Consider the following 24800-nt stretch of genomic DNA (forward strand, 5'->3'; position numbering starts at 1 on the left):
TCCTTATCGGGAAGGCCGCTTACTTGGATTCACGCTGCCACAGTTTGTGTTTGTCGGTCAAATTCTTACGCCGCCGCTTTCTGGCTACAGGGATATCGTCTGGCTGATCCGACGCCCTAACGGTGTTGCGAGCCAGGTAGGCGTCCACGTGTTCCCGGTGAAACCGGATTCCACGCGTTCCGACAATGAAGGCTTTCAAGCGAACCTTCATATCGCGACGCCTGACAAGGCTTTCGGAAATTCCCAAAAGCTGGGCAACTTGTTTAACCGTCAACACATTATCCACGTTCACGACCTTCAACCGGTTTCGTTGAGCCGGACATCCTGACGCCCAACACACCAGTTCAACACTCCCGGCATGCGCAAAGTCAAACGGCTGGAGGGGGAAAAGAATAAAAAAACGACCCCGCCGGGAAATGGCGGGGCCGCATCTAATAGGAACTGCCCAGGTAGGCGTTCGATATGTCACGGCGACCGGGGGAATGCCCTGCCGCTTCCTCGATGGCGTCTCGCGCTTCGTTGTCGAGCCGGGGCCATTCGTCCCCGACCGTTGCCTGGGCTGCCTCCTGGAACACCTGCACGCTCTCGTGCTGGTTGGGCGGCTCAAAGCCAGCGTGATTCACATACATTTGATGAAACCTTTCGTGCCGAAGGCCGTGCAGGGTTCCTCCGGCATTCTTACCCGCAAGGCCGTGTTTCCTGGCCGCATAGTCCAGCCGGTGCAGCCAGTTGTCGCCCATGCCCTCGGGCATGAGGTTGTGGATACCCTTCCTGTTGGAGGGGGACACGTATTCCGCGGCTCGGCCAAGAGCTGCTTCCTGTCGCGGGGACAAGTCGTACAGGGTCCGGGGCCTGCCGCCCTTGGTCCCGTATTGTACGAGCAGGCTATGGTTTTCCCTGTCCCAGTCACTGGGCAAATCCAGTTTGGCGGATTCTTCTCGTCGCAGCCCGAGCTCATACATTAACTCGATCTGGACCGCCGCCCGACCAGCATGCCGGAACGACGCGTCGTTCCGCATGCTGGTCAGGGATTCTTCAACAACTTCCGGGCTGACCGTGCGGGACGCCTGGTTGGCTATGGACCCGCGCTTGACCCCGAAAGTGTCGTTGTTCCCGCTGATGCGGTCGTTTCCGTAAGCGTCGCAAAGATGCCTGGCGGCACTGAACACCTCGGCTATCCGACCATCACCCACACCGTCCGAGCGCATGACATCCGCCACGCGCTGGAAGTGCTTGTTCGTCAGTTTGGACCATTTCTGGACCCCAAACCCAACCCTTCGCAGCGTCTTCACAAAGAAGCGTCCGTTTTGGCGGATTCGGTACTGTTTCGTTTTCGGACCGGACAAGGTTGCCCGGTTTACCGCATACTTGAGGCTGTCGGATTTTCCCATTGGAATTCTCCTTCCGTTAAAGGTTCGGGGCAGCGCCCCTGGGCCAAGCAGATCGGACTTTTCCCGTTATCCAGGAAAGACCTGCCTGTGGCGGAAACCCGCCACGCATCACCGGTCAGGGGTAGAATGAATGCCCGATTCCCATTCGGAAGAGGATTCCGGAAAACCTAGTTAATAAAGGGTGATGCCCCGCAAACGCGTATGTCTTGCGGATTGGATGGCATCCATTGGGGAAGTGCGGCAATGACAGACGTAGATATCTGTCATTCAACCTGTGGCGGGTGCTGCGTTACAGCCTGCGTTTGGATTCTGAAAAGACCGTTTGTTTGGAAAACGGCGCGCGGATCGTTGAAGCCCAGGGCTTCTTCATGCGTCATCAGTTCGGACTTCGTCACGAACTTATGACGCGCGTCAATGCGTTTCACCTCCTTTGGGTTACGGAATTATCCGGTGGATATGCCCCACCATATGACGCCGCAAAACCTTCGCGCAAGGTCCGGCGGCAGGGTTTCTGCCCCTCCCGCCCATTTTGCCGCGAGCGTGACGCAAGCAGCCGCCGGGGCAAGGCCAAGCCCTGCGGGCGGACGCTTCGCGGTCCGGCCTTGCCCCGACGACTTTACTTGCGTCGTGATTACCGCAGGCGACGGCGAGAGGGATGGCGGAGTCGACTCCGGCTCAAGGGATATCCTCAGGTCCCTGCTCACGCATCCACTCCCAAAAGCAACAAATCCCTTGCTACTGATTATCAACTTATTTATTGATCTTGATAAGCAACTAGTTGCTTAACCCTGTTAACAAGGTGGTTGATTAACCATGGCTGAAGATGACGTCGTTGACCTCACCCCTGTGAAAACCCCGGAGCAATTGCTGAAGGAAGAAGTCGGGCTTTATCTGAAGATTGTGCGGGAGGCTCAGGGCAAGCCCCTCAGATGGGTCGCCCAGAAGTTGGGGTGCACCAGCTCGTTTATATCCCAGATTGAAAAGGGGAACGCTTCGATTCCGCTGGATCGGGTACTGGACTTCTCCCTTGCCTATGATCTTCCTGTGCCGGAGTTCGTTCGAATTGTTCTCGTCGCCATGCACAACGACACTTATCGGGCGCTCATGAGCATACTGGAAAATGACCCGGAAATGGCCCATGCCGCCGATCAGTGCCACTCGACGAACGACGCGAAACTACGAGCCAAGCGCCGCAAAATTCTCAATCCGGGACTGAGCTCAAAATCGCTTGATCGAATGCGGGAATTTATCTTGAAGAACCAAAAGCCAACATATGGGGAACCGGTGGCAGGTGACTCGTGATTGATTTACGGAAACAAGACCATCTTGGGGTAACCTCGTCGTCTGAAAATGGAGACATTCACAACAATGACGCATTTCTATTTTTGGGAAATTGCCCTGCCCACAGGTACGAGGCCATAATCACAGACCCACCTTACGAGATCGGAATTGCCGGCAAGGATTGGGATTGCAAAAAGCTGCGGATCGACGTTCTGGCTTATCAATTCCATCGTGTTCTGAAACCTGGCGGCAATGTCTTTGTATTTTGCTCGGATTTTCAATTCGGCGACTGGTATTGTGAACTTTCGCGCTACTTCCCCAAACTGCGCAAGTTTGCCTGGTGCAAGCCCGACTCCGTCGGGTTCAACAAGGGTATGTTTCAGGAAAGCTTCGAACTTGGGTTGCATGCGTGCTCGGAAGACTCATTTTTCGATGATCAAAAATACTACAAAAATCATATGGTCACTGGGAAAACATCGGGGAAAGAACGGCTGATGCCTGACCCCGACGAAGAATGGTCAGAGAAAAAAGGCGAAAAAGCCCTTCATCCCACACAAAAACCGCTGAAAGTGGTCGAAGATCTGGTTGCGGCATTGAGCAAAGAAGGTGACACCATTCTTGATCCCTTTGCCGGCACCGGAACGCTTGGGGTTGCAGCCAAAAAACTGGGCAGGAAATTCGAGATGGTCGAGTACGGCTTCCGGAACCACATTGCGGCATGGGACCGGATTCGAGGGGAAGAGTAAACCATATCCCAACAAGCCGAATCAATATTCGAGCCGAAGCTCGACTGCCCGATTCAACTTCATCCTAAGGTGTCCCCATTTTGGGACGACTCGGGACAACAGGCGATAAAACGCTGCCGAGTGGTTCCTGACGCGCAAATGGCAAAGTTCGTGGAAAATTACGTACTCGATGCAATCCTTCGGCGCTGCGACGAGCTCGGGGTTCAGGATGATCGTACCGCTATTGGTACAACTTCCCCAACGTTTCCGCATCCGAAGCATTCGCCACTCCGGAACGGTTTTCACGCCGATCCCGGAAGTTCTCTCCAGACACGATCCCACCAGGGAATGGAAAATCGCATCCGCCCGATCACGAAGCCAAGCATCCACCAGTTTCTTGGCCACATCTGCGCCATCCTGGGCCAGGAGGGTCACTTCCAGATGCGCTCCCTTGAGCTTGGCTGAACGTTCGAGACCAACCAACAGCTTCAACCGATATTGCCGTCCCAGATACCTGACTTCCTCGCCGGAGACATATCGCCTGGCCGGGATGGCCGGGGGATAAGCCGCGAACATCCTCTGCTGCTTGAGGACCCATGCTCCCCGGCTTTTTACCTTGGCCGCTATCTCATCTTCGGTCGCCGTCCGAGGCGTATCCGTGACGACGGTACCATCGGGGAAGACATGGATGGCCAAGGTCTTCCTGGTCGCTGGCCGGATGGAGTAATCGATTCTGGTGGTCCCGTAATGCACGGAACCGCGGGCTGGCAAATCAGGCAAGGTCACGTCTCTTGGCAACAAGAATCAATTTGTCGATGACAGCATCTATCACTTCGCCGGGGAATGTCACACCGAATGATTCCGAAGCGTCATACAAAACGTCTTCAATATCGTTCTTCATTTCGTTGACAATATCAATATTGTCGCTCCAATCCCTGATTTTCCTGGATGTTAGGGCGTCGTCTATGGATATCGCCATCTGGGGCAAGGAAGCTTCAGCAATCTGCCCTTCCAGCATTTCCCCCAGGATTCCGAAGTAAACGGCGGCTTCGTCCTTGCCCTTGAGGGACGGCGGCAGGTTGCCACGTTCCCCCTGTTGCAAGTCATCCAGCAGTCCCCGCATCTTGCCGAGATATTCGGCATCGGAAAGCCGGTGCGCACGATGGCTGCTGATGGTTTCGTTGATGATTTCCGACAGGCGTTTGAAGAGGACAGGGTCCTCGTCCATCCGGACGGTGATCGTTTTCTTCACCCGGGCCGCGATGTGGTCGGCCTTGGCGGCATCCCCCTGGATCAGCTCCAACTGTTGCTCGAAGGCGTCCACGGCAAAGATATCCACCGGGGCGACCACCTCCTGCACGGCATCCGCTCCGATGTGCTTGCTGACCATGTTCTTGAGCTGCTGCTCGTAGGCCGAGTAATCCACGGCCTCGCCGAACCGATGCTTGACGGCGTTGCGAAGGTTCAGGAAATCCTTCAAATCGGTCTTGTACCGGCGGATCGTCTTCTCGGGCGTATTGTCGAGAAACCGCGCGCTGCTCAGCGCCAGTTGCAGGGTGTTGGCAAAGAGGCGTAGGGCATCGTAAAACCGCTCCCGGATATCTTCCGGCTCCAGAGCCAGTTGCATGGCCTCGATGTCCGCCTTGTTCCCGACTTCCTTGAAAATCTCCCAGACATTGGCATGCCTGGCCTTAAGTTGTTCGATCTCGCCGCTGACGTCGAGAATAGTGTTCTCAATGTCGGCCCGGTCGAACCCTTCCTTTTCCAGGGCGGCATAGGTGTCGATGGCTTCATTCAAGGCCCCGAAGATGCCCCGGTAATCCACCACCAGGCCGTAATCCTTGCCGTCCCACAAACGGTTCACCCGGGCAATGGCCTGGAGGATGTTGTGCTCCTTGAGGTTCTTGTCCAGGTAAAGGACGCTGTTCCGAGGCGCGTCGAACCCGGTTAGAAGCTTGTCGATGACGATCAGGATTTCGGGGTCGTCATTGTGGTTGAAGGCGTTGATGATGCTTTCGAGATACTGCTTCTCGTTGCCGTACCGGCGCATCATGTCGTTCCAGAACACCTGCACTTCTGGCATCTTGGATTCATCGGTGGAGGTGTTCCCCTCTCGGCTATCAGGGGAAGACATGACCATGGCCACGGAGACTTCGTCCTGTTCCTCGAAACACCGAAGGTAGGCCAGAGCCGCCGGGCGGCTGGCAACGGCGAACTGGGCCTTCTTGCCGGTCCCCTTGCAAAACTGCTTGAAATGCTGGGCGATGTCATAAGCGACTTCTGCAATCCGCGACTCGGCGGAAAAGAGCTGCTCGGCCTGCCTGAACTTCTTTTTGAGGTCGCGTTTCTGCTCGGGAGTCAGCCCTTCGGTAATACGGTCGAACCACTTGTCCAGTTCGGCATCGTCCCCGTGCAGTTCGCTCATGCGCCCTTCGTACCTGAGCGGGGCCACGGCCCGGTCCTGAACCGCCTGGTTCATGGTGTACTTGTGGATGAAGCCGCCGAACTGGTCGGCCGTGCTCTTTTCCTTCTTCAGGAGCGGCGTACCTGTAAAGCCGATATAACAGGCATTGGGGAAGACCACACGCATCTTGGCATGGCTCTGGCCGTATTGGCTGCGGTGGCTTTCGTCCACCAGCACGAAGATGTTCCGGTCCTCATCCTTGGTGCGCTTGTTGGCCACGGTCTCAAACTTGTCGATGATGGTGGTGACGATGGAGGCGCGTTCTCCGGCAATGAGCTTGAGCAGGTGTTCCCCGGTCCGGGCCTGGACCACGTCCTTGCCGCACGCCTTGAAAGTCTTGGAAATCTGGTTGTCCAGGTCGATGCGGTCGGTGACGATGACCACCTTGGGATTCTTGATGCGGGGATCGAGTGCAAGGGCCTTGGCAAGCATGACCATGGTCAGCGACTTGCCCGATCCCGTGGTGTGCCAGATGACCCCGCCCCGACGGCGGCTGTCGCCCTTGACGTCGGTGACCCGGTCCACCGTGGCCTTGACCGCGAAATATTGCTGGTAACGGGCGATTTTCTTGATGCGGCTGTCGTAGATGATGAAACCGTATATGAGTTCCAGAAGCCGCTCCGGGCGCAGGAGGGAATGCAGGGTCTTGTCCTGCGGCGTGGGGGTGCGATGCCCGGAAGCAAGGATGCGCATCAGGACTTCCCGCTGTTCGTCCGTGGCCTCGGCCATGAGCCGGGACCGTTGCGCTTCGGCCAAAGGCGCGTTGACGATGGCGTCCAGGGCTTCATTTTGGCCGTCAGCGTCCTCTTCCTTCCAGATCGACCAGAACTTTGCATCCGTGTCCGTGGTGGCGTACATGGCCCGATTCTGGCTGATTGAAAGCAATATCTGGCTGTAGATGTACAGCTCCGGGATTTCCGTGACCCGCTGATTGCGCAGGTGTTGGCTGATGCCTTCCTTGATGGCCCCGCGCTGGTCGGGCCGCTTGCACTCGATGATGGCCACGGGAATGCCGTTGACGAACAGCACGATGTCCGGTCGGCGCACGGCATCGGAGTGGCGCCGCTCGAACTCGAACTCGTCGCACATGTGGTAGACGTTGTTTTCCGGGTGTTCCCAATCGATGTATTTCAAGGAATGGCTTTTCACGGACCCATCAAGGGTCTGCTCCAGGCTGATGCCGAGGGCGAGCAGATCGTAGACCTGTTCGCTGGTGGCGATCAGGCTGTCGAACGGCACCTGGGCGATTTCCCTCACGGCCCGCGCGATATTGGCATCCGAGAACCCGTGCTCCTGCCCCTTGAAGGTGATGGAATTCATCGCCCGCAACCGGGATTCCAATACGTCCAGCAGGACCGGCATGGACTTGCGCCCTCCACGCATGGCCAGGGCCTTGGTGGGCGGGACATACTTGTAGCCGAGCTGTTCCAGCAGGATCAGGGCAGGGGCGTGGGAGGAGGCGTATTCTTTGAAGTCGAATGAACTCATGTAGCACCCCTCACGGCTTTGTTGCAACGACCTCAATCGCAGCAAGATGCCCCGGGCTAAAAGACTCAAAACCCCACTTGGGAGCTTTCAATTCGCCCTTTGTAAATCTTTCGCACAGATCAACCAACGCATCTTTATTATTAATTTCCAGGGCTACCTTAACCTTGTCAAAGTATGCTGAAGATTGGGAACGCGCGAAGACTTCAAACGGTGCATGTCGAAAACCCACGTACAACATAGAAATGGGGTACCACCCATTCCACATATCCCCACCTTGAAGACAACTATGGATGAATAAGAAAAAATCGGCCTGCATTATGTGATTAAAGCTAAGTAGCGGGCATACGTCTGCTCGGCTTTTCAACATATCAGCATGAATTGACATCCGATTCATTTTAAGTCGCTGATTTCTCGTAACCTCAAGGCCTTCAAGATATGGTCGATAGCGAGTGTACGATTTCATAGGGCGTTCGTTGGAGCCAAGCCGACCAACATAATAGAAATCCTGTACTAACTCGGGCACTACTTCAAAACGTTCTTCCTTCAAGGCAATGGCAACGGCGGATAAGAACAACTCATGAAGAAAAAATCGGTAATTATCGGCAGCAATTTCCACCCATCGATGCCTTCCGTCATCGGGCCACTGGGTAAACGGATAAAGCCTTTCAATGAACCGACGAAGAGTCTCTCCAGCCTGCTGTGCAGGGACATATCGAATTAAGGTTGCGAAAAATTCAACCAGTTCATTTTTGGGTTCTTCCAGCATCTCGATGCTCCGCATCAAGCGATCATCCAGTTCCCCATCACCTTCAGGTTCAACCCGAAAACGCTCAAGGTTCTCGACAACCGTATCGAAATAGTCCCTGCAGGCCCCAAGAGCATTTGCTTTCCCGGCTTGAAGCGCCGTCATTGCCGCTCGTTGCTTCGAGGAACTTCCGAGAGTGATTTCTTCGTCACTAAGAATATACGCAGGCGGTTTCCCCAATTCCGGCTTTTTAAAAACCGGCTTGTTGAAGATCGCCCGTAGCAACTGTTCAAATCCCTTCTCAAACAAATCAGGGGTAGACATATCGATATAACTTCTACCCGAAAGAAATATCGGGCAGCACGCTTGGCCCTTTTCATCCCGTTCCATTATGATCGGGATATATCTTTGATCCTTGCTCGCGGGATCCGCTTGGCCGTATATCTCCGGGGTGATGATGAGCGTTTCCGTTCCAACCCCGCCTTTGCGGCTATTGGCTTTTTCCGCATAGGCTTTGTCACAGAGCATAAGGACCTTGGTGATATTAGCGTCCGCCCTCATCTGCTCCATGTATTTGTTGACGTCCGAACCTTCTACGAGATCCCATTTATCCAGCACCACATCGACGCCCATTTCGACAAGCCGCTCTGCAAGAGCGACGACTTGCGATTCGTAATCGGGTGTCGTCCAGCTATAGGAAATGAATACCTTTGGGATGAATTTTTCGATATCGCTCATGTTTTCACCGTTTATTTGCGAATATGGCCGGGAAGGATGCCCTCCCGGCCATTCATTTTATCGATCTCCACACGCCGGGTTGTATTTCGCTCGAATCGCCTGTTCAATTTCTTTACGCCCGGCCTGCTGCTTATTTGGGGTATAGTGAGGTGCATACCCCAATATCCCCTTGCTGTGACGGTCCCAACAGCCGGCACGATCGTGATTTTCCACACGAGACTTAAGCTCTTTTGATTCTCCAACATCGAGAACCGTCCATTTCTCCGTCGAGTCTTTGCGCGTCAGGATCGTATACACCCCCGAGCGGTCATGTAGCTTACCGGTTGAGGTGTATGGCCCTTCCGCTGGATAGCCTGCAATAGTTATAGACATGTTGTTTCCTTCATCTGCTGAATGAGCCGTCTTGAACTATGCCGGACCGTTGTGTATGCTCCGCGTACGCTTATGGCGGAGGTCCGATGAACCTGCAACGGCTCGTGTTCGAGCAGGTTGACCTCAAGGGCGGTCTGATGGTTCCAGCATCAGGCCGCTTTTCTTGTGGCTTTCAATCATTTTCCTTCTCCTGACCCGTTACCCTTTGGGAGGATACGGATCGTTTCCGTAGCTGTTTTTTTCACGGATTCTTCCATCCTTTCCGTGAATGCTGACCTCAAGGCCTTCCCGTTTCCCTTGGTCAATGGCTCGTTCTCGAGCTTCGGCCTGGGTTTCGGTCTTGAAGGAAGCGCGCTTTGCGCCGCCTTTCTTGCCTTGCCAGCCGCCATCAGGATGGGGCGTGACATGCATGTCTTTACCACTCATTGATCTCACCTCCTTTGGTGCTCATTTTCCGATTGCCCGGTTGCGAAATTTACAACTTCTTTGCCGCCCAATATGCCGCCACCTTGTCGATGATGGCATGAGCGATCTTGTCCATGTGCTTCCCTTTAGAGTAGTCCGCCGGGGCCACATAATGAACCCGGCCTTCGCTCCTCAACTGCTCGGCAAGCTCCTTCGAAGTCTTCGGTTTATACACAGCGATTGAATGTCCCCCCTGCGCTTTGACAAGCCGCATACACGGGACATCCGTCGCCCCATCACCGATGAAAATCATATTGGTGAACGGCACTTCTCGTTGATCGGCCTCGATATACTGGTTGATTTTCTTGTTGTCGCAGATGTCCCGAACCCCCTTGTTGATCCGAAACAGGAACTGCGTCTTGGTCGTATAGTTGACGGCAAGCCCTGGGGCCTCGGCGACGCCATGCTGGTCGTACATGAACGACGAAGCGAACACGTCGGTAAATTTGTTGGCAATGCTCGTTCCCAAAAGCATTTCTCGTATGCCGGAAGAGATAATGTAGTGTTGAGGAATCAACCCTTTCTCTCTGGCGTAGTCGTCAACTCGGTCAAACCATCCCGAGACCCCGGGAAACATCTCGATTCCCTTGGCGTATTGCTTGAAATCCTGCCGCGTAACCCTCATGTCATGTTCTCTGGCCTTCCGAAGCATGAGATACATATATGCGAGGATTTCATCCGCCTGCTGATCCTTGGCGCGCCTTTTCACCTCATTCCAGAACGTTTTGCTGGTCAGCTTGAGTTTCGGGATGAAGTCGTATTCCTGCATATTCCCGGGGGCAAGCGTGCCGTCGAAGTCGTAGACAAATGCAATTCTCTGTTTGCGAAAGCTCATGCGGCCCCCTTCAGAATTGTTTTTAGATTTTTTCTAGACTTCAAAATATACCCTCTCCGGTCGCCGAAGCCAAGCCTTCACGCCGCGTGCTCGCAACTATGTTTTATAGTTAATTTTAATTTGCACGCGTTATGATTTTACCCGCACTTTTCCGGTCAACAGCTGCTGCATAAGGCCCTTTTTCTGTTCTTTAAGGGCGGCAAGCTGATTTCGATGCTCCTCGATTTCCGCAACGGCGGCATTGAGGACTTTGGCGATGGCCTCCTGTTCCCTGGGCGATGGGCATGGAACGTTGATCTTGAAAAAGTCCTTCTTGTTCAGGTTCAGAAGGCCGTCCGAGCGGGCTCCGCTTGTGATGTACCGCTTCAATTCCCTGGCGTGGTAATCGCCGACGAAGAAATGCTCATAGAAATCAGCCGAGACTTCATCGGACTTGGGACGAAAACTGATGAAAACATTCGGGACGGAAATCTCGTCCTGATCGCGCAAGAGGTAAGCGCAGCCGCATTGGTATTTCTTCGAGTTGCCCTTGTTGTAGGCAAACTCGCCCTTCCGCAAATGGGTGTAGCTGGCATATTGCCGACCGGCGATATCCTTGCCCCATTTTTCGCGCTGAGAGACAAAACCGATTCCGGCGGAAATGCTATAGGGAGGAATATCCTTGTCGCCCACGGTATCCGTGACCGGTTCAAACAAAGTGCCCAAGGGAACTTCCTTCCACGCTTCCCCGGCAAATTCCCCGAACCGCACCTTGCCCGTCAGGAGCCGCTGCATGAGTCCCGCTTTCCGCCGCTCCTTGGCTGCGATGAGGGCCACGGTTTTCTCGATGGCACGGTCCCAAGTGGAAAGGATGGCGGCTATTGCGGTCTGTTCTTTAATAGGCGGCACAACAACAGGAAAAGCTTTTATTATCCCTGCGCTCAAATTGTCCTGACTCCCGCCATTGCTAAAGGACCGAAGTTTATAGTAATTATTTTGAAAATATTGGAAAAAATAATTTGGATCATGATTCTTCTTCAGAAGAACAGCCGCGCACGCTTGATTCGTCGCAGCAGTTACCCCCAACATAGCGACTTTACCTCTTGTCTTGCCTTGACCATACATCGCGATAAGCAAGCACCCTTCAGGGAAACATTTGGCCGCTGACCGTTTAAGACCTTCTTGGGTGATGGCCTGGCTGGTTTCAAAGATCGTACAAAAATCAATTTCGGATGTCGTAACCCATGGTATTTCTCCATTCCAATAGCTATCAATGGTCCGATCTGGGGTCCCCCCTGATGAAATAGTAGCGACATCTCTTACCCTCACTAACGACCATCCTTCAGGCACGATCATTCCCCACCTTCCTTCTTCGCCCCAAGCGCTTTCTTCTCTGCGGCCTTCACGCGCCGGGCAACCTTTGCCAAATCTTCATCCGGCACAGGCAGTTCCTCGGGCATGGTTCCGCCCAGCTCCTTGATCGTCTGGCGGACCTTTTTGCCGACCTCGAAATGGGTCTGGTTGGCCGCTTGTTTGCCCCGGATGTTCTCGCGCCGTAGCTTCTCCTCGGTCTGCGTGGCACGGAACAGGTTGGCGGCGAGTTCCGTGCTGCCCATGTTGTCGAGGATGTTCTGACTCTTTTTCAACCCCTTGTGCCGATGGATGCCCTTGGCGTCGAGGCCGCCATATAACCCCTTGTACCCGTGGTTCTGGAAGATGGCGAAATCAAGATTGGATTCGACCCCGGCCTGATGAGCGGCTTTCACCAACTGCTTGTTGTGCTCCTTCATCTCCTCACGCAAAAACAGCCGCTTCTCTTCTTCCTTGAGCTGCTGGAACGACTCGTCATCAGCCAGTTCCTGCCGACGGGTCTGGATGGCAAAATAGGTCTGCCCGTTGGCGATGACCGGCTTCGAAGGATCGGCGTTCTGCACGATCAGGTAGCAGGCGTAACGGCTGAGGGCATACGACTCCATGGCCCTCTGCCCCCCCTTGCCCAGGGTGATCATCTCGTGGACTTCCACGAAATGATCGGACACCCGCTGGCCGCTGCTTTCACAGCTCGTCTTGGCTTTTTCTATGACGGGAAGAAAGTTGCGGTATTCCCCGTAGCCAAGCACCTTCGACAACTGGCGGGCAAGCCAGAAATCATCGCCGTTCTCGTCCTGAAGCTTCAATTCCTCAAAGGTCAGGTGGTGCGCCTTCTCGACGCCTCGTTCCCTGGTCATTACAGCACCCCCAGCTCTTCCAGGTATCCGGCCATCTCCTTGCGGACTCCGGCCAGTTCCTTTTCCAGTTCCTCGATTTCGCCCTGCACCTTGGCGATGTCCACTTCTTCCTCTTCCTCGAAGGTGTCCACATAGCGGGGGATGTTCAGGTTGAAATCGTTCTCCTCGAGTTCATCGAACCCGGCCGCATAGGCGTACTTGTCCACGAACTCGCGGGCCTGGTAGGTGTCCACAATCTTGCGGACATCCTCGGGGCGCAGCTTATTCTGGTTCTTGGCGTCGGCGTATTCCCGGCTGGCGTCGATGAACAGGACATCCTTGTCGGGCCGGTTGCGCTTGAACACCAGGATGGCCGCCGGAATGCCCGTGCCGAAGAACAGGTTGGCGGGCAGGCCGATGACCGCATCCAGAAGGTTCTCCTCGATGAGCTGCTGCCGGATCTTGCCTTCCGCGCCGCCCCGGAAAAGCACCCCGTGCGGCACGACCACGCCGACCCGCCCGGACTCCAGGGTAGTGGTCTCGATCATGTGCGAGATGAAGGCGTAATCCGCCTTGGACTTGGGAGGCAGGCCGCGGTGGAAACGGTTGTGGGGGTCGCTCTGGGCCGACTTGTAACCCCACTTGTCGAGGGAAAAGGGCGGGTTCGCCACCACCACCTCGAACTTCATGGTGGTATCGTCCTCGATCAGTTTGGGTTCACGCAGGGTGTCGCCCCATTCGACCCTGGCCCGGTCCATGCCGTGCAGAAACATATTCATCTTGGCGAGCGCCCAGGTCTCGCCGTTGATCTCCTGCCCGTACAGGGAGAAATCCTCGGACGTCCGGCGGACCCGATTGCCGCACTTGATGAGCAGCGAGCCGGAACCGCAGGCGGGATCGCAGATGCGCTCGCCCGGCCGGGGATCGACCAGTTCCGCGATCAGCTCCGAGACCTCCGGCGGCGTGTAGAATTCCCCGGCCTTCTTGCCCGCACCGGCGGCGAAGTTGGCGATGAGATACTCATAGGCATTGCCAATGACATCCAGATTACCCACCCGCGACGGGCGCAGGTCCAGGCGAGGATCATTGAGGTCCTCCAGGAACTTTTTCAGACGCCGATTGCGGTCCTTGGTCTTGCCGAGATTCGCCTCGGAATTGTAGTCGATATTACGGAAGACGCCCTGCAACTTGGCGCGGTTCGCATCTTCGATCTTCTCAAAGGTAGTGTTGATGACCTCACCCACATTGGTGGCGTTGCGCTGGTCGAAAAGGTCATAGAAAGTGCACCCTTCCGGCATGACGAAACGCTCCCTGGCCAGACGGCGTTCGATGCGCTCCCTGTCGCCTTTGAACTGCTGACTCAACTCCTCGTAGCGCTCCCGGTAAACGTCCGAGAGATACTTCACGAAAAGCATCGCCAGGATATAATCCTTGTACTGACTGGCGTTGAGGATGCCCCGGAAGGTGTCGCACGCCTTGAAAAGGATATCGTTGATCTCTTTCTGGTTCACTTTGGTGGCGGTCATATTTTCTCCGTTAATTTTTCTCTTGTGATGCGGCATCCAGTATCTCGGACAACAGCAGTTCCCGCTGCTCCATGACCCGTTCCGTCAAAATTTTTTCTCGCAAACCACACTGGTAGACCTTGGCTATCAATGCTTGTCTTTCGAGAGACGGGACAGGGACCGAAAGCGCTTCCAATGTCTTCCGGGTGATGTGAGGCAAGGCCGTCCCGGCCGCGCACTGCCCGTAATATCGCTGGGCCTGCTTGCCGTTCAGGAACCAGGCCAGATAGTCCGGGCGAACCAACGCGGGGTTGGCCTTGATGATGAAAAAATACGGTGCGGCCACGGCGTTCTCGAGCGGCTTGTCAACCAGCACTCCAAAAAACCGCATCCCCCGATTCACGAAAAGGATATCCCCCTCCTCCAGGAAGGTCGGTCGGCGGCGACCAGTCGGCACGACCTTGGGCAACCGATTCTCGTTTACGCCCAGAACAGGGTCCACATTCTTAAGCTGGACCACGGATATCGTGCCTCCCGGATCGTGTTCAATCCTGCCCCGAAATGGATGCCCGGCAAACAATTTCGCTACGCGCTTCAAGGGGGCCGATTGGCATTTTGAGCGCACCAAGTTGTTTGTTTTTTCTCGAATCATGTGTTTCGATATAAGCAAGCGAGATCGACTCGTCAAGTGCAGTTTGCATTTTGATGCAAAAAATATTTCAAGTATGTCTCGGCGAACTTCTCGACCCTGATCGGTCAGCGTCCTGTGAGATCGTCCAATATATAGCCAATTGGAGCGTGAGGATTGTCGAAATGAAGGCAGAAGGGGAGGGGCCGGATGTCTAATTGCGGGAAAGGTCATTAAGCAGACACTTTCGATTGCCCGTGTGCCCCCCCCTAACAGGCACCATTTCTTGAAAGGAATTGGTCTCGATTGGTCGATTTTGATCGGCTGGGCTTCATCTCGTCCCGCTCAAAATCAATTTGAATACTTGATGCTGTAATCGTTCAGCATCCTGGCAAGCCGGGGAAAGTTCTCTTTTTTCCATTCCATGCACAAAAAGTATTTGCCCAAGGCGTCTTTATAATAACGCCGCCGTCCGTTGGCATCAAAGACCTTGAAGGGATCTGTCGTCAAAACAGGATGCCCCAAACCCAATACTTTTCGACAAAAGACCTGATCCTGCAAAAGACCAATATCCTTTTGTGAAAGTTTTTGAACCAATATGCCCATGACAAGAAACAAATAATCTTTACTTGTTTCATTGCCCAAGGCCGTTGGCAACTTTGTTCCCTTTATCTCAACAAAAGATTTTATTCTGTTTTTTCTGTAAATAGCGTAATTGACCTTGGAAACAGTTTCTTCATCTTCATTATCATACTTCCCATGGCATTCTTTACACAAAAATGCACATGTTTCTGACATGGGATAATGTGACACCTCTATCAGATGAACCGTTTCATCGATTTCTATAGAATATTCGGAACCTACTTTTTCAGAACGCTCCAAACATTCTTTTATGATATCATTTCTTTTTCTGGTCATTAGATGAGCGGATTGCAACGACCTCCTTTTTCCGCAACAATCACAGACGGCATTTTTCTTATATGGCCGGGTAGTTTCCTTGATATTATTGCGGACCTTGGGGCCCAAGAAACACACGAAGTCGTCATGAGAAATGGTGCAGGTGGCCATGTTAACCTCTTTTCTTTTATATTACAGTAGTATAAAGAATAGATGTTGTCAACAATTATTTGAAAGTCGATAGCCTCGCCTGAGATTGCAAAGGGGCCCCATTTCCACGTGGCTCGCCCGTGGCTCCATGCGTGTCAAACGTGCTTTTCGTGGCGTTGATGCCGTTTGCAACTGACTGAAATCACGTAGGTAAGCGGCCTCCCGTGGTTTTCAGTATACCCTCTCACGCCGGCAACAGGGGTTCAAACCCCCTTGGGGACGCCAAAGAAAATCAAGCACTTACGAGAAATCGTAGGTGCTTTTTTCGTTTTTGGTCACAAAATAGGTCACAAAATCATTTTTTATGAGCAATTTTAGGTGGTTGGGAATTGCATCTATATGAAGGGGTTCCCGGTTCTTTTTTGTGACCTTTTCTATACTCTCTGAATAACTATATTTTTACTCTCAAACAAGACACCGGCATAGTTTTGTGGCAACAGGTCAAATTTGAACGTGGTGAGTTTCTTGAGCAGTTAAGATATACGCCAAAACAACACAATGCCTTTTATTTCGATGGTTTAGCTCTCTTCCTGTCCATGACAGAGCCAAGTGCATCTCTGGTGTCATCAAGTCCAAGTTCGTGGAGATACCTCGTCGTGGTTGTGGCTGACTTGTGTCTGAGAATTCTTTGGATAACAGCGACTTGAACGCCTTCGTTGTATAACACTGTGGCTGTTAAGTGCCTGATCGCATGGAACGTAAAGTGTTTCACGCCGACGCGGTTGCAAGCCCTCTCCATGAAGTGCTGGCGGGATGTAAACTTCTTTCCGTAGTGCTTCTGGCTCAGGTGAGTAGAGTCCTGATTGGTAAAAACGTATTCGGAGTCGATCTTGGTTTCGCCTTTCCAGAGTTTCAGCGTGGTGGCCAAAATTTCTGTCATGGGAATGATGCTAAACTCGTAGTTCCCACCTTCGCGTTTCTTGGTCCACAGTCGGACTGTCATATTTTCAAAATCAACGTCCTCCCACTTCATCCGAAATATTTCGCCTTTTCTTGCTCCCAGGTGAAGGAACGCTACGAGCATAATTCTGTCTTGAACCTGGCAAGCATTGCACACCTTCCAGAAGTCTTGCTCTGGCGGAATGTAGCGAGGTTCACGCACTTCGGGAAAGCGTTCTGCGTCTTGGAAAATGTTGTAGCTCTTAGGAAAATCTGCAAGGTATTTGCTGCCCCAATTCCATGCAGCCGAAAGGTTTTTTCTGTCACGATTGGCACTGTAGCCGGATCGGTCCTTGAACTGCTTGGTCAGATACTTGAGCGCTTGAGGATGCCCAAGCTTCTGAACAGGAAACTCTGCTCCAAAGAATTCGATGAACCGCTTAAAGACGAGGTTCTTCTCCTCAATGGTTCTAGGGCTGAGTTTGTTCTCACAATGATCTAGATAGGTGTTGCCCCATGGACCTGCCCTATCCGTTTGTACCACCCGCGATGTTAGTGCTCCCCCCTTGGCGTTTGGAGGGCTGGCTCCACTCTCCCCCCGGGGGGAGAGTGGCCTTGGGCGCGGGTGGCTTGTATCCCAGAGCGCTGTGAGGCCTGAATGTGTTGTACTCCCAACGCCACTCGTCGATCAAGTAGCGAGCTTCCCTGAGCGTTGTGAAGATTTCTCCATTGAGGAGTTCATCACGTAATTTACCGTTGAAACTCTCGTTGTATCCGTTCTCCCAAGGGCTTCCCGGTTCAATAAACAAAGTCTTCACTCCGACTCGTCCCAGCCATTTTCTGACGGCTTTTGCCGTGAACTCCGGTCCGTTATCCGATCTGATGTGATCCGGTGCTCCCCGTTCAACAAACAGCCTGCTCAAGCGGTAAAGCACATCTTCCGATTTGAGGCTTCTCGCTACGTCGATTGCCAGACACTCACGAGTATATTCATCGATCACAGTGAGCATCCGAAAGGCTTTGCCGTCATGGGTTCTGTCCATGACGAAATCATACGACCAAACATGACCTGGCCAGCATGGACGAAGGCGAATGCAGGAGCCATCTGCCAGCCATAGTCGTTTACGTTTCGGTTGTTTTTTCGGGACTTGTAGCCCCTCACGTCGCCAAATGCGTTCCAGCCTCGTGTGGCTGACCTTCCAACCATCTCTGTGCAGCAGTTCCAATATCCGACGGTATCCATATCGTCCGTATTGGGTGGCCAATTCAATCACTGCGGCGGTTAGTGCAGCTTCATCTGCACGAGGATTGGACGCATATCGTTGCGTAGAACGGACTTGTCCAAGTACTCGGCAAGCTTTCCGTTCTGATACCTGCATCTTTTCTCGAACCCGGTATACACAACGACGGCGGCGCGAAGGGCTCAGAAGTTTCCCTTTGCCGCTTCTTCCAGAATCATTTTGTCCAGATTGAGGTCAGCGACCAACCGCTTCAGACGAGAGTTCTCTTTCTCCAGTTCCTTAAGCTTTTGGGCCTGACTGACACGCATTCCGCCATATTCTTTGCGCCATCGATAATAGGTTTGCTCAGTCACGCCGAGCTTGCGGCTGACCTTGGGGACCGTTTCTCCCCGGGCCAAAAGGACTTCTGCTTCACGCAGCTTGGCGATAATCTGTTCCGGTGTGTGCTTTCTGATGCCCATTGAAACCTCCTGCTGTCCACATAACCCTAACATTGGGCCTGGACCAGTTTTTCATGGGCGGGTCATATTCGTGTGATGGTCGGGAGAAGGCAGGGGGCGTGAGAGAGCTGTAAACCTAGATGGTGAACCACGGCGTTAAGCGGCTTGCCGCAAGGGGGGGGCTGGAGTGGTCTTGCCCTACGTTTTGGAGTTAGATCGACACATGGCTAAAGGTGAAGGATGCTGATGTTCGCATCACTCCTTTGGAGATACTCTGCTGCAAGTCTCCTGTGACATTTCCCCGCAGTAGGTTCACTGCATAAAAAGCAAGCATCATTTAGGTCAATCTTAGAAAGAGCAAAACCGATGTTCCGTGTGTTCAGTAAGTATTCGTATTTTTTGGTGTATTGCTCCCATGAAATTTGCTTCTTTTTGTAGCTATCTAGAATCTCTTTGGTGGGAGCCAGTTCGGGGACGTGTTCATAGTTGGCTCCAAGTATTTCTTTTAGAAAGAACTTAAGATCGTTTTTCTTCGTAAATCCAGCCAATTGTGATACATTATTAAGGCGTACATCAACGAGAGTCTTAATTCTTGCTTTTTTCAGTATAGTGAAAAACTCTTCAGCACTTTTCTTTGCAAACCCGACAGTATAAAGTTTAATCATGGTGTACCTCATAGACGATGTCGTTTTCGTCGATTCTATAGGCAATCTTGTTGGCCTGCTTTTCATATGCCTCTTCAAGCAATTCTTTTTGATTTTTGAAGAAATGACTCTGATTCAATTCGTACACTTTCAGTAGCCTCTGTTCTAATTCTTCATGAGTCTCAACATGCTCTGTATCCAATAAATGCATAATAGGTAGGCAGTACTGCTTTAGGTTTTTGCTAATGAGAATCGTGCGATGACAAGTTATTGGATCTTTTTCAGCGCACATTAATGCGACATTAAATTTCTTTGCTCCTGAATAAATTCTTTCAAGGCCAGATTTGAATTTGGGTAGGGAAGATACACAGTTGAAGTTGACTTGACCGTCAACATAGCATGATTTCTCATCAACCCTTGCTCCACACTCATTCCCAAGGAAAACATAGTATATTTGATGGGAGTTTAAAGTCCGCTTGATGTTTTCTTTATTGTATTCAGGATGTATCTTACTGTATGGACTCGATCGCACATCGATTACAGCTTTTATTTTTTGTTTATGTAAAGTCTGTAAAAATGAATCAATGTCAGTAAATGACGTATATCCAATGGTGAAAATGGTTCCCATGTTATTCAATCAGTCCCGCAGCGACTTTGTAACAATATCCATTAAACGGTACGCTTAAGCTAACAGTAACATAACAGTTGTTGACGGAATATTCGCCAGCCCCTTTTTGTTCGTATTGTCTACTTTTAACGGTGTCTGAAAGTGACAGTACGTATGTATACTCTTTATATATAAAGGAAAGTCGCGCTTTAAGTCGTGAATTCCCATTGAAGTCTTCTTCTTGAATCTTAACAGTGGCCTCTTCCAGGCTGATCAAGTTGAGGGATCCAGGTAATAACCTGGCGATGTCCTCGGGAACACGATCATTTGTCCCATTTGTTGAGGAGTAGCCAGTACCCCATAAGGAGTCTGGATAATCGCAGTAGGGAGCTACAGGTGCGTTCAGGCGGCCATTGTGCGTCCATGCGGTCCCATCGATATAATGGTTTTCGCATTGAGCCCCTTGGGGGCATGAATCCCCTACACCGCATGTGATGAAGTCCAAGATTTGGGGAGTTCTCAGATTTGCAAGTCGACACTCCACCTCAGATACTCCCCCCTCATCGTGCTGGCTTACTGGACGGAACCAATTAGTCACCATATTGTTCTCAATTTTTTTACCGGCGATGCAAAAACCGCCTCTTTTCCATGATTTTGCAAGGCAAAGAAATTGAACCTCTGGCATAGGCTACTCCATGAATTATGTTCGGAAAAAACCTACAATAAGTCTAGTCATCGCTTGCTTCTGCGGATGGGCCAAGCTTCTTTAATATATCTTTTTCCTTTTCTTTTTTGTCGATGAAGGTTTTTAAGTAGTCGTAAGGTCTAAGTAAACAGATGAGGATCCATAAAAGCCAACCAGTGAGGACTAGGCATACGCCAAAAGACCCACGTAGGCACCATATATTCAAGGCATTCAGGCTAATGATCTGAAACTTTGCTGCAATTTGTTCGTGCCCCCAAATTAGAGCCACATCAACAGCTGGCTTTAGTACCCGGATGAGTAGTGAAATTGAGAACAGTCCAATCCCCATGACCATCGGTTTTAGAAGCCTTTTGTGAAGTTCGATTGCGTGCGTGTATGTTTCTTCCTCTTCCCGTCGGAGAGACGCTATAATTTCCGGCAACAGCACCGCATACCATGCCCCAGTAATACCAATTATTACAGCGGCGGAGCCTCCTATAAGGGAGTATATGTCTAGTTGCTGCTCTATCGGAATTTTCCCTCCAACGAGCAGCCCTAGACAAAAAGTGATTATTCCTAAAAAAAACTTCATGTTATGATCAATCCACCACTGTAGATAGGAGCTGTTGTCTCTGTCCGACTAAAGCTTCGAGCAAAGATTGGGCATTTATGACCTCTGGGTTGTCACGTTGCACGTTAATAGTAATATCTGTCTGTGCAATACTGTGGTTCAGCCAAAATGGGCTTTGTTTTCCTCGGATCATAAAACCGACATCAGCATCATTGACCGTTTCCCAATGGTTTAAAATGCCCTGCATATCATCGTCTGTAGGCGTCATTTTCAGTTCTGTTTTGAGTTTGTAGTTGTGATTATGTTGTCGGTTTTCGCCAACTCCGATCTTCCCCAATAACCCTTGGAATAGGGACGTGTCAGTGTGGATGTGTGCTGACAGCTCAGCCTTGTAGATAACCTTTGTTATATTCTGCCGCTGTGCGCGTATGTATGCAATCTCTCCGGGATTTAAAACCCGGCTGGATTTGAAAGCGGCTCGTCCATATGGACGGCCATCTTTGGTATTTAGAAAGGATCTGATGTATTTTTCAACCTCGTCTTTTCCCATTGGCCTGCTTTGAAACCGAATGGTCGCGAAAAGATAGCTATTCGGAATGAACCAGAAATATGTCGCGAAGCCCGGGATATACCCATCAGAAAAGTTACTCGTTTCAACGTCAGCTGCTTCAACGTTTCCGACAGGGGCGTTTCCGCGAATGGCAACAATTCTGCCGTCGTCTGTGGCTGGGACCCCATTCCAACAAGTCAATAAGTAATCACCGGGCCCATTGTTCTCCATAGCATAACAGTAAATTGGCAACTGATCATCTTCTTCCGCGCCGAAAGTCTGGGTGTGCTCAAGATCAAGCGGGTCTACCCATTGACTTAATTCATTAAGGGATTGGCTAAGGTCGTGACTAAGATGATGGTCCTCACGCCAATGATAATAACCACACCTTTGAACCCGGAAAAAATTAATTTTAGCGATTTCGTTTGGCACTATCTTCCTTCCTGTGTTTGTGGCTGTACTAATGAGTTGAGGTTGCAGCTATGACTAGCATTTAGGAGCTCACGCTTTCGCTTAAGCCAAAACCGATATTTGTTCCAGTTCTCTTTGTCGTTGGAGGGCTCCAGATATCAAGAGATTCAGTTGTTACGATGAGAATAACATATTGACTTTTATTGAGTTTATGTTATAATAATCACGTCGTATTTAGCCAAGCCATAACCACGGCTCGGCATCCCATCACATAACCCGGACGATCACCATCCCTCGCGTCTGCTGCGGCAGCCGTGGGCTTTGTTGCGTCCTACGAACAGGAGGCTCCCATGTGGAACGAACCTTCGCGGGCGCGGCTTGATGCTGTGCCGCGCCTGTACGAAACCGAGGATATTCCAGCCCAAAACAAGCTTATTTACCTGCATTTCTTCATTGGTGGCTGCGACTGGTACGTGGCTGAGTTCAATGGCGAGGATACCTTCTTCGGATATTCCATTCTGAACAGGGATTACCAGAACGCCGAGTGGGGGTACTTCTCGCTGGCCGAACTTAAGGGCCTGAGCGTGGGGTGGATTGAGGTCGATTGCGAAGAGCCATGGGAGGTTGTCCCGGCCTACGCCATACCGGAAATTCGGAGGAGGGCGTGATGGACATCCGCGACATGGAGGACCTGATTGTCAGCTTGTTCGATCCCCAGCTCACGTTGGCCGAGAAAACCGGGTTGCTGCGCGACAACCCCGTTGATTTCACCTGGTGCCTGAGCGACGTGGACGGCCCTGTGGTGATTTACGGAGTAGAGGTCGTTTTCGAGTCCGGCGTGGCGTATCGGTTGGTCCTGATTCCCGGAGACCGGTGAGAATGCGTCGTATTTGCGCCCTGAGCGCGTTTTGCCCGTCAGTCGGCATCAAGCCGCCGTGTCGGTATGAAAATGGCCTGTCCTCGCACTGGCGCGGCAGAAACCCGGATGTGCGCCGATGACGATGGCCGTTCAGCGCGTCGTTCAGGAGGACGGCACCGGGTGCGGATTGGCCTGTGTGGCAATGGTGGTCGGCTGCACCTACGCGGAAATCAGGATTCTTGCCATCAATGAGCTGGGTTTTGACCCGGCTGGACCATTCTTCACGGACTACGCTGACATCCGCGCCATGCTGGCCAGCTTCGGCTATCGGCTGTCCCGGCGCTCCATATTTGCAGGTTATGGCTCTCTCAGCCCCCTATCCCTTCTGGGCGTTGAACGGGCTGGCAGCGGCGAGGAAGACCACTGGATGGTCCACGTGAAATGCGGCCTCGACCGGTATGCACTGGACCCGGCAGGGAAGGTCAAATCCGAGCGGCGGCGTGACTGGTGGAGGATTTCCCCTATCAGCTATGCGAACATCACCAAGTTATAGGTCCCGCAATTCGTAGCGTGGTTCTGATGGAGCCCGCCGACAGTTTACTGGCGAGTATTGGCCGCATGCCGCTGGCCGGACACGGAGGGGCATGCCTATCATCAAACCGACAGATTCGGAGGAACGGCATGAGAATGGTAGCAGTCGATGCTGACGCCCTGGTTTCGAAGGGGCAGGACAAAGGGGCCAGCCAGAATAGCCTGCGACGTGGGCTGGCGAATCTTCGCGGGCAGGGTGGCACTAGCAACACGATCCTGGCTAATGGTTTGGAAAACGCCCTAATCGCCAGTGAGCAGCACCCGGACAAGGACGTTGCAGCCGCTGTCAGGGACGCCATTGAGTCCCTGCTCCAAGAACTCGAAATCATCTAACCGGAAGGGAGGGGGCGCTCCCTCCTCCCGCTAAATACCCGTAAAGAGCTTTTCCAGGGACACCTCAAGAGCCGTCGCCAGCCGGATCAGGATGGTCAGGGAAATGTTCTGCTGCCCCCGCTCGATGGAGCTTATGTAGGTCCGGTGCATTTCGGCCAGCTCGGCCAGACGCTCCTGCGACAAGCCCGCTTCATCCCGTAGTTGGCGCACTCGAATCCCCAGTTCTCGTATCACTTTCTGCTCGCTCGCAGAGTACATGTCGCTGTTGTTTTTCGGCACGGCGGCTCCTTTTATTGGAATCCAACCGTGCTTGACTTGTAGAATATATGACTACAGAATATGTTCTACAAGCTGCACTTCAGAAACCCAGGGACGTCTTCCATGGCGGAGGTCGGGCCCGCAATCATCAAGAGCGCCCAGGCTGCATGCTTTGGGCACAAGGAGGTTAGAATGTCCGAGGTTGAACAGAAGAAGGGGTTCAGCTGGCTGGGGCTGCTTTTCGGCGGGGCCTACTATGCCGGGTACGGAAAGGTCGCCAAGGGCCTGATCATGGCCGTCATCAGCTTCATCCCGTTGACGGCTATTCCGGTGAACATCTACGCGGCCCTCAAGGCCAAGAAGCAGTTGCCGGTCGGGAACCAGCCTTTCAACTGGGGGATGGCAATCCTGGCGTTCTGCATCCCGGCGGTGCTCGGTGCGGGGATTCTGTTTCTCGCTCAAGGTGGGACGACACGGGCGTACACGGAAGCCGACTTCCGGTCAGACGCCTCGGGCTATTGGCGTGTCCAGTCATCCGGCGAGCAGGTGGGGTTTGATCTGAGGCAGCGGCCTTACGCTTCCATTGTAAACGGCTCACGCTACCCGCTGGAGATGGTGCGCTTCATCCCAAAAGACGAAGACGGATATTGTTCCTTGGTCTTGGCCCTCACGACCGGGGATTTGCTCAGTTTGGGCTTTGCCCCTGAGTCCGATTCCAAAACAATGTCGTTGAGCCGCACCGGAGCACCCGTGGAAATATTGCTATTCATGCGGAAGTTATAGGTTGAGGCCAGGGCCTGC

28 protein-coding genes are annotated in these 24800 nt (G+C 52.5%); 7 read left to right on the top strand and 21 right to left on the bottom strand.

All coding sequences use genetic code 11. From position 1 onward, the window contains the following. Positions 1-19: 19 nt before the first annotated feature. Both LF599_RS18350 and LF599_RS16740 read right to left on the bottom strand, forming a co-directional pair. Complete coding sequence (locus LF599_RS18350) at positions 20-469, bottom strand: helix-turn-helix domain-containing protein (protein WP_404823726.1); 450 nt, start codon at positions 467-469, stop codon at positions 20-22. Further along, positions 432-1391 carry an integrase domain-containing protein gene (locus tag LF599_RS16740; protein WP_279521597.1) on the bottom strand — a complete coding sequence of 320 codons (960 nt, stop codon included), beginning with the start codon at positions 1389-1391 and terminating at the stop codon, positions 432-434. Before LF599_RS16740 ends, LF599_RS18350 begins: the two co-directional genes overlap by 38 nt. An 813-nt stretch (positions 1392-2204) precedes the next feature. Between LF599_RS16740 and LF599_RS16745 the strand changes: the two genes are divergently transcribed. Continuing rightward, a complete protein-coding gene (locus LF599_RS16745) occupies positions 2205-2693 on the top strand; it encodes a helix-turn-helix domain-containing protein (RefSeq protein WP_071545322.1) in 489 nt (162 codons plus the stop codon). Beyond that, complete coding sequence (locus tag LF599_RS16750) at positions 2690-3418, top strand: DNA-methyltransferase (protein ID WP_279521598.1); 729 nt, start codon at positions 2690-2692, stop codon at positions 3416-3418. The genes LF599_RS16745 and LF599_RS16750 overlap by 4 nt, the downstream gene beginning before the upstream one ends. 21 nt (positions 3419-3439) lie before the next feature. On the opposite strand, the gene LF599_RS16755 is transcribed toward LF599_RS16750, so the two are convergent. The 18 genes from LF599_RS16755 to LF599_RS16840 form a co-directional block, all read right to left on the bottom strand. Beyond that, complete coding sequence (locus LF599_RS16755; RefSeq protein ID WP_279521599.1) at positions 3440-4177, bottom strand: M48 family metallopeptidase; 738 nt, start codon at positions 4175-4177, stop codon at positions 3440-3442. Next, positions 4170-7349, bottom strand: a complete 3180-nt coding sequence (locus LF599_RS16760; protein WP_279521600.1) for a type I restriction endonuclease subunit R — start codon at positions 7347-7349, stop codon at positions 4170-4172. The genes LF599_RS16755 and LF599_RS16760 overlap by 8 nt, the downstream gene beginning before the upstream one ends. 10 nt (positions 7350-7359) lie before the next feature. Then, the gene (locus tag LF599_RS16765) at positions 7360-8832 is read right to left on the bottom strand and encodes a toll/interleukin-1 receptor domain-containing protein (protein ID WP_279521601.1); all 1473 of its coding nucleotides are present in this window, start codon (positions 8830-8832) and stop codon (positions 7360-7362) included. 57 nt (positions 8833-8889) lie between these two features. Beyond that, complete coding sequence (locus LF599_RS16770; protein ID WP_279521602.1) at positions 8890-9204, bottom strand: hypothetical protein; 315 nt, start codon at positions 9202-9204, stop codon at positions 8890-8892. A 198-nt stretch (positions 9205-9402) separates the two neighbouring features. Beyond that, positions 9403-9630 (bottom strand): DUF2188 domain-containing protein, encoded by a 228-nt coding sequence (locus LF599_RS16775; protein ID WP_279521603.1) that lies wholly within the window; start codon positions 9628-9630, stop codon positions 9403-9405. 49 nt (positions 9631-9679) lie between these two features. Further along, on the bottom strand, positions 9680-10504 hold the full coding sequence (locus tag LF599_RS16780; protein WP_279521604.1) for an HAD family hydrolase: 825 nt from the start codon (positions 10502-10504) through the stop codon (positions 9680-9682). Between the two features lie 129 nt (positions 10505-10633). Further along, a complete protein-coding gene (locus LF599_RS16785) occupies positions 10634-11839 on the bottom strand; it encodes a restriction endonuclease subunit S (protein ID WP_279521605.1) in 1206 nt (401 codons plus the stop codon). Next, complete coding sequence (gene dinD, locus LF599_RS16790) at positions 11836-12711, bottom strand: DNA damage-inducible protein D (RefSeq protein WP_279521606.1); 876 nt, start codon at positions 12709-12711, stop codon at positions 11836-11838. Before dinD ends, LF599_RS16785 begins: the two co-directional genes overlap by 4 nt. Beyond that, positions 12711-14216: a type I restriction-modification system subunit M gene (locus tag LF599_RS16795; protein ID WP_279521607.1), complete on the bottom strand. Its 1506-nt coding sequence runs from the start codon at positions 14214-14216 to the stop codon at positions 12711-12713. Before LF599_RS16795 ends, dinD begins: the two co-directional genes overlap by 1 nt. Positions 14217-14226: 10 nt before the next feature. Continuing rightward, a complete protein-coding gene (locus LF599_RS16800; RefSeq protein WP_279521608.1) occupies positions 14227-14847 on the bottom strand; it encodes a restriction endonuclease subunit S domain-containing protein in 621 nt (206 codons plus the stop codon). 327 nt (positions 14848-15174) lie between these two features. Next, positions 15175-15891, bottom strand: coding sequence for a hypothetical protein (locus LF599_RS16805; protein WP_279521609.1), 717 nt, complete (start codon positions 15889-15891; stop codon positions 15175-15177). 544 nt (positions 15892-16435) lie between these two features. After that, on the bottom strand, positions 16436-17353 hold the full coding sequence (locus tag LF599_RS16810) for a tyrosine-type recombinase/integrase (RefSeq protein WP_279521610.1): 918 nt from the start codon (positions 17351-17353) through the stop codon (positions 16436-16438). Further along, positions 17337-18511 (bottom strand): IS3 family transposase gene (locus tag LF599_RS16815; protein ID WP_404823699.1). Its coding sequence is split into 2 segments (ribosomal slippage): positions 17337-18247 and positions 18247-18511, totalling 1176 coding nucleotides; the frame shifts between segments, so codons are not numbered across the junction. Before LF599_RS16815 ends, LF599_RS16810 begins: the two co-directional genes overlap by 17 nt. Before the next feature lie 206 nt (positions 18512-18717). Then, on the bottom strand, positions 18718-19155 hold the full coding sequence (locus LF599_RS16820; protein ID WP_279521611.1) for a DUF488 domain-containing protein: 438 nt from the start codon (positions 19153-19155) through the stop codon (positions 18718-18720). Further along, the gene (locus LF599_RS16825) at positions 19148-19762 is read right to left on the bottom strand and encodes a DUF488 domain-containing protein (protein ID WP_279521612.1); all 615 of its coding nucleotides are present in this window, start codon (positions 19760-19762) and stop codon (positions 19148-19150) included. Before LF599_RS16825 ends, LF599_RS16820 begins: the two co-directional genes overlap by 8 nt. Before the next feature lies 1 nt (position 19763). Further along, positions 19764-20426 (bottom strand): dual OB domain-containing protein, encoded by a 663-nt coding sequence (locus LF599_RS16830; RefSeq protein WP_279521613.1) that lies wholly within the window; start codon positions 20424-20426, stop codon positions 19764-19766. Between the two features lie 43 nt (positions 20427-20469). Beyond that, positions 20470-21018, bottom strand: a complete 549-nt coding sequence (locus tag LF599_RS16835) for a hypothetical protein (protein ID WP_279521614.1) — start codon at positions 21016-21018, stop codon at positions 20470-20472. A gap of 7 nt (positions 21019-21025) precedes the next feature. Further along, on the bottom strand, positions 21026-21979 hold the full coding sequence (locus LF599_RS16840) for a hypothetical protein (RefSeq protein ID WP_269940569.1): 954 nt from the start codon (positions 21977-21979) through the stop codon (positions 21026-21028). Positions 21980-22308: 329 nt separating this feature from the next. Here LF599_RS16840 and LF599_RS16845 point away from each other — a divergent pair, with 329 nt between their 5' ends. The 4 genes from LF599_RS16845 to LF599_RS16860 all read left to right on the top strand — a co-directional run bounded on the left by LF599_RS16845 (position 22309) and on the right by LF599_RS16860 (position 23741). Then, positions 22309-22626, top strand: a complete 318-nt coding sequence (locus tag LF599_RS16845) for a DUF2958 domain-containing protein (protein ID WP_279521615.1) — start codon at positions 22309-22311, stop codon at positions 22624-22626. Next, positions 22623-22835 (top strand): hypothetical protein, encoded by a 213-nt coding sequence (locus tag LF599_RS16850; RefSeq protein WP_269940567.1) that lies wholly within the window; start codon positions 22623-22625, stop codon positions 22833-22835. Before LF599_RS16845 ends, LF599_RS16850 begins: the two co-directional genes overlap by 4 nt. A gap of 118 nt (positions 22836-22953) precedes the next feature. Further along, the gene (locus tag LF599_RS16855) at positions 22954-23370 is read left to right on the top strand and encodes a hypothetical protein (protein WP_279521616.1); all 417 of its coding nucleotides are present in this window, start codon (positions 22954-22956) and stop codon (positions 23368-23370) included. 128 nt (positions 23371-23498) lie between these two features. Then, the gene (locus LF599_RS16860) at positions 23499-23741 is read left to right on the top strand and encodes a hypothetical protein (RefSeq protein WP_279521617.1); all 243 of its coding nucleotides are present in this window, start codon (positions 23499-23501) and stop codon (positions 23739-23741) included. A gap of 30 nt (positions 23742-23771) precedes the next feature. Here the strand turns inward: LF599_RS16860 and LF599_RS16865 are convergent, their stop codons facing one another. Next, positions 23772-24020, bottom strand: a complete 249-nt coding sequence (locus tag LF599_RS16865; RefSeq protein ID WP_279521618.1) for a helix-turn-helix domain-containing protein — start codon at positions 24018-24020, stop codon at positions 23772-23774. Positions 24021-24191: 171 nt separating this feature from the next. Here LF599_RS16865 and LF599_RS16870 point away from each other — a divergent pair, with 171 nt between their 5' ends. Then, entirely contained in the window at positions 24192-24782 is a 591-nt protein-coding gene (locus LF599_RS16870) for a hypothetical protein (RefSeq protein WP_269940564.1), read from the top strand. Positions 24783-24800: the final 18 nt, after the last annotated feature.

This window comes from Pseudodesulfovibrio thermohalotolerans (assembly GCF_021353295.2).
Classification (GTDB): Bacteria; Desulfobacterota; Desulfovibrionia; order Desulfovibrionales; family Desulfovibrionaceae; genus Pseudodesulfovibrio; species Pseudodesulfovibrio thermohalotolerans.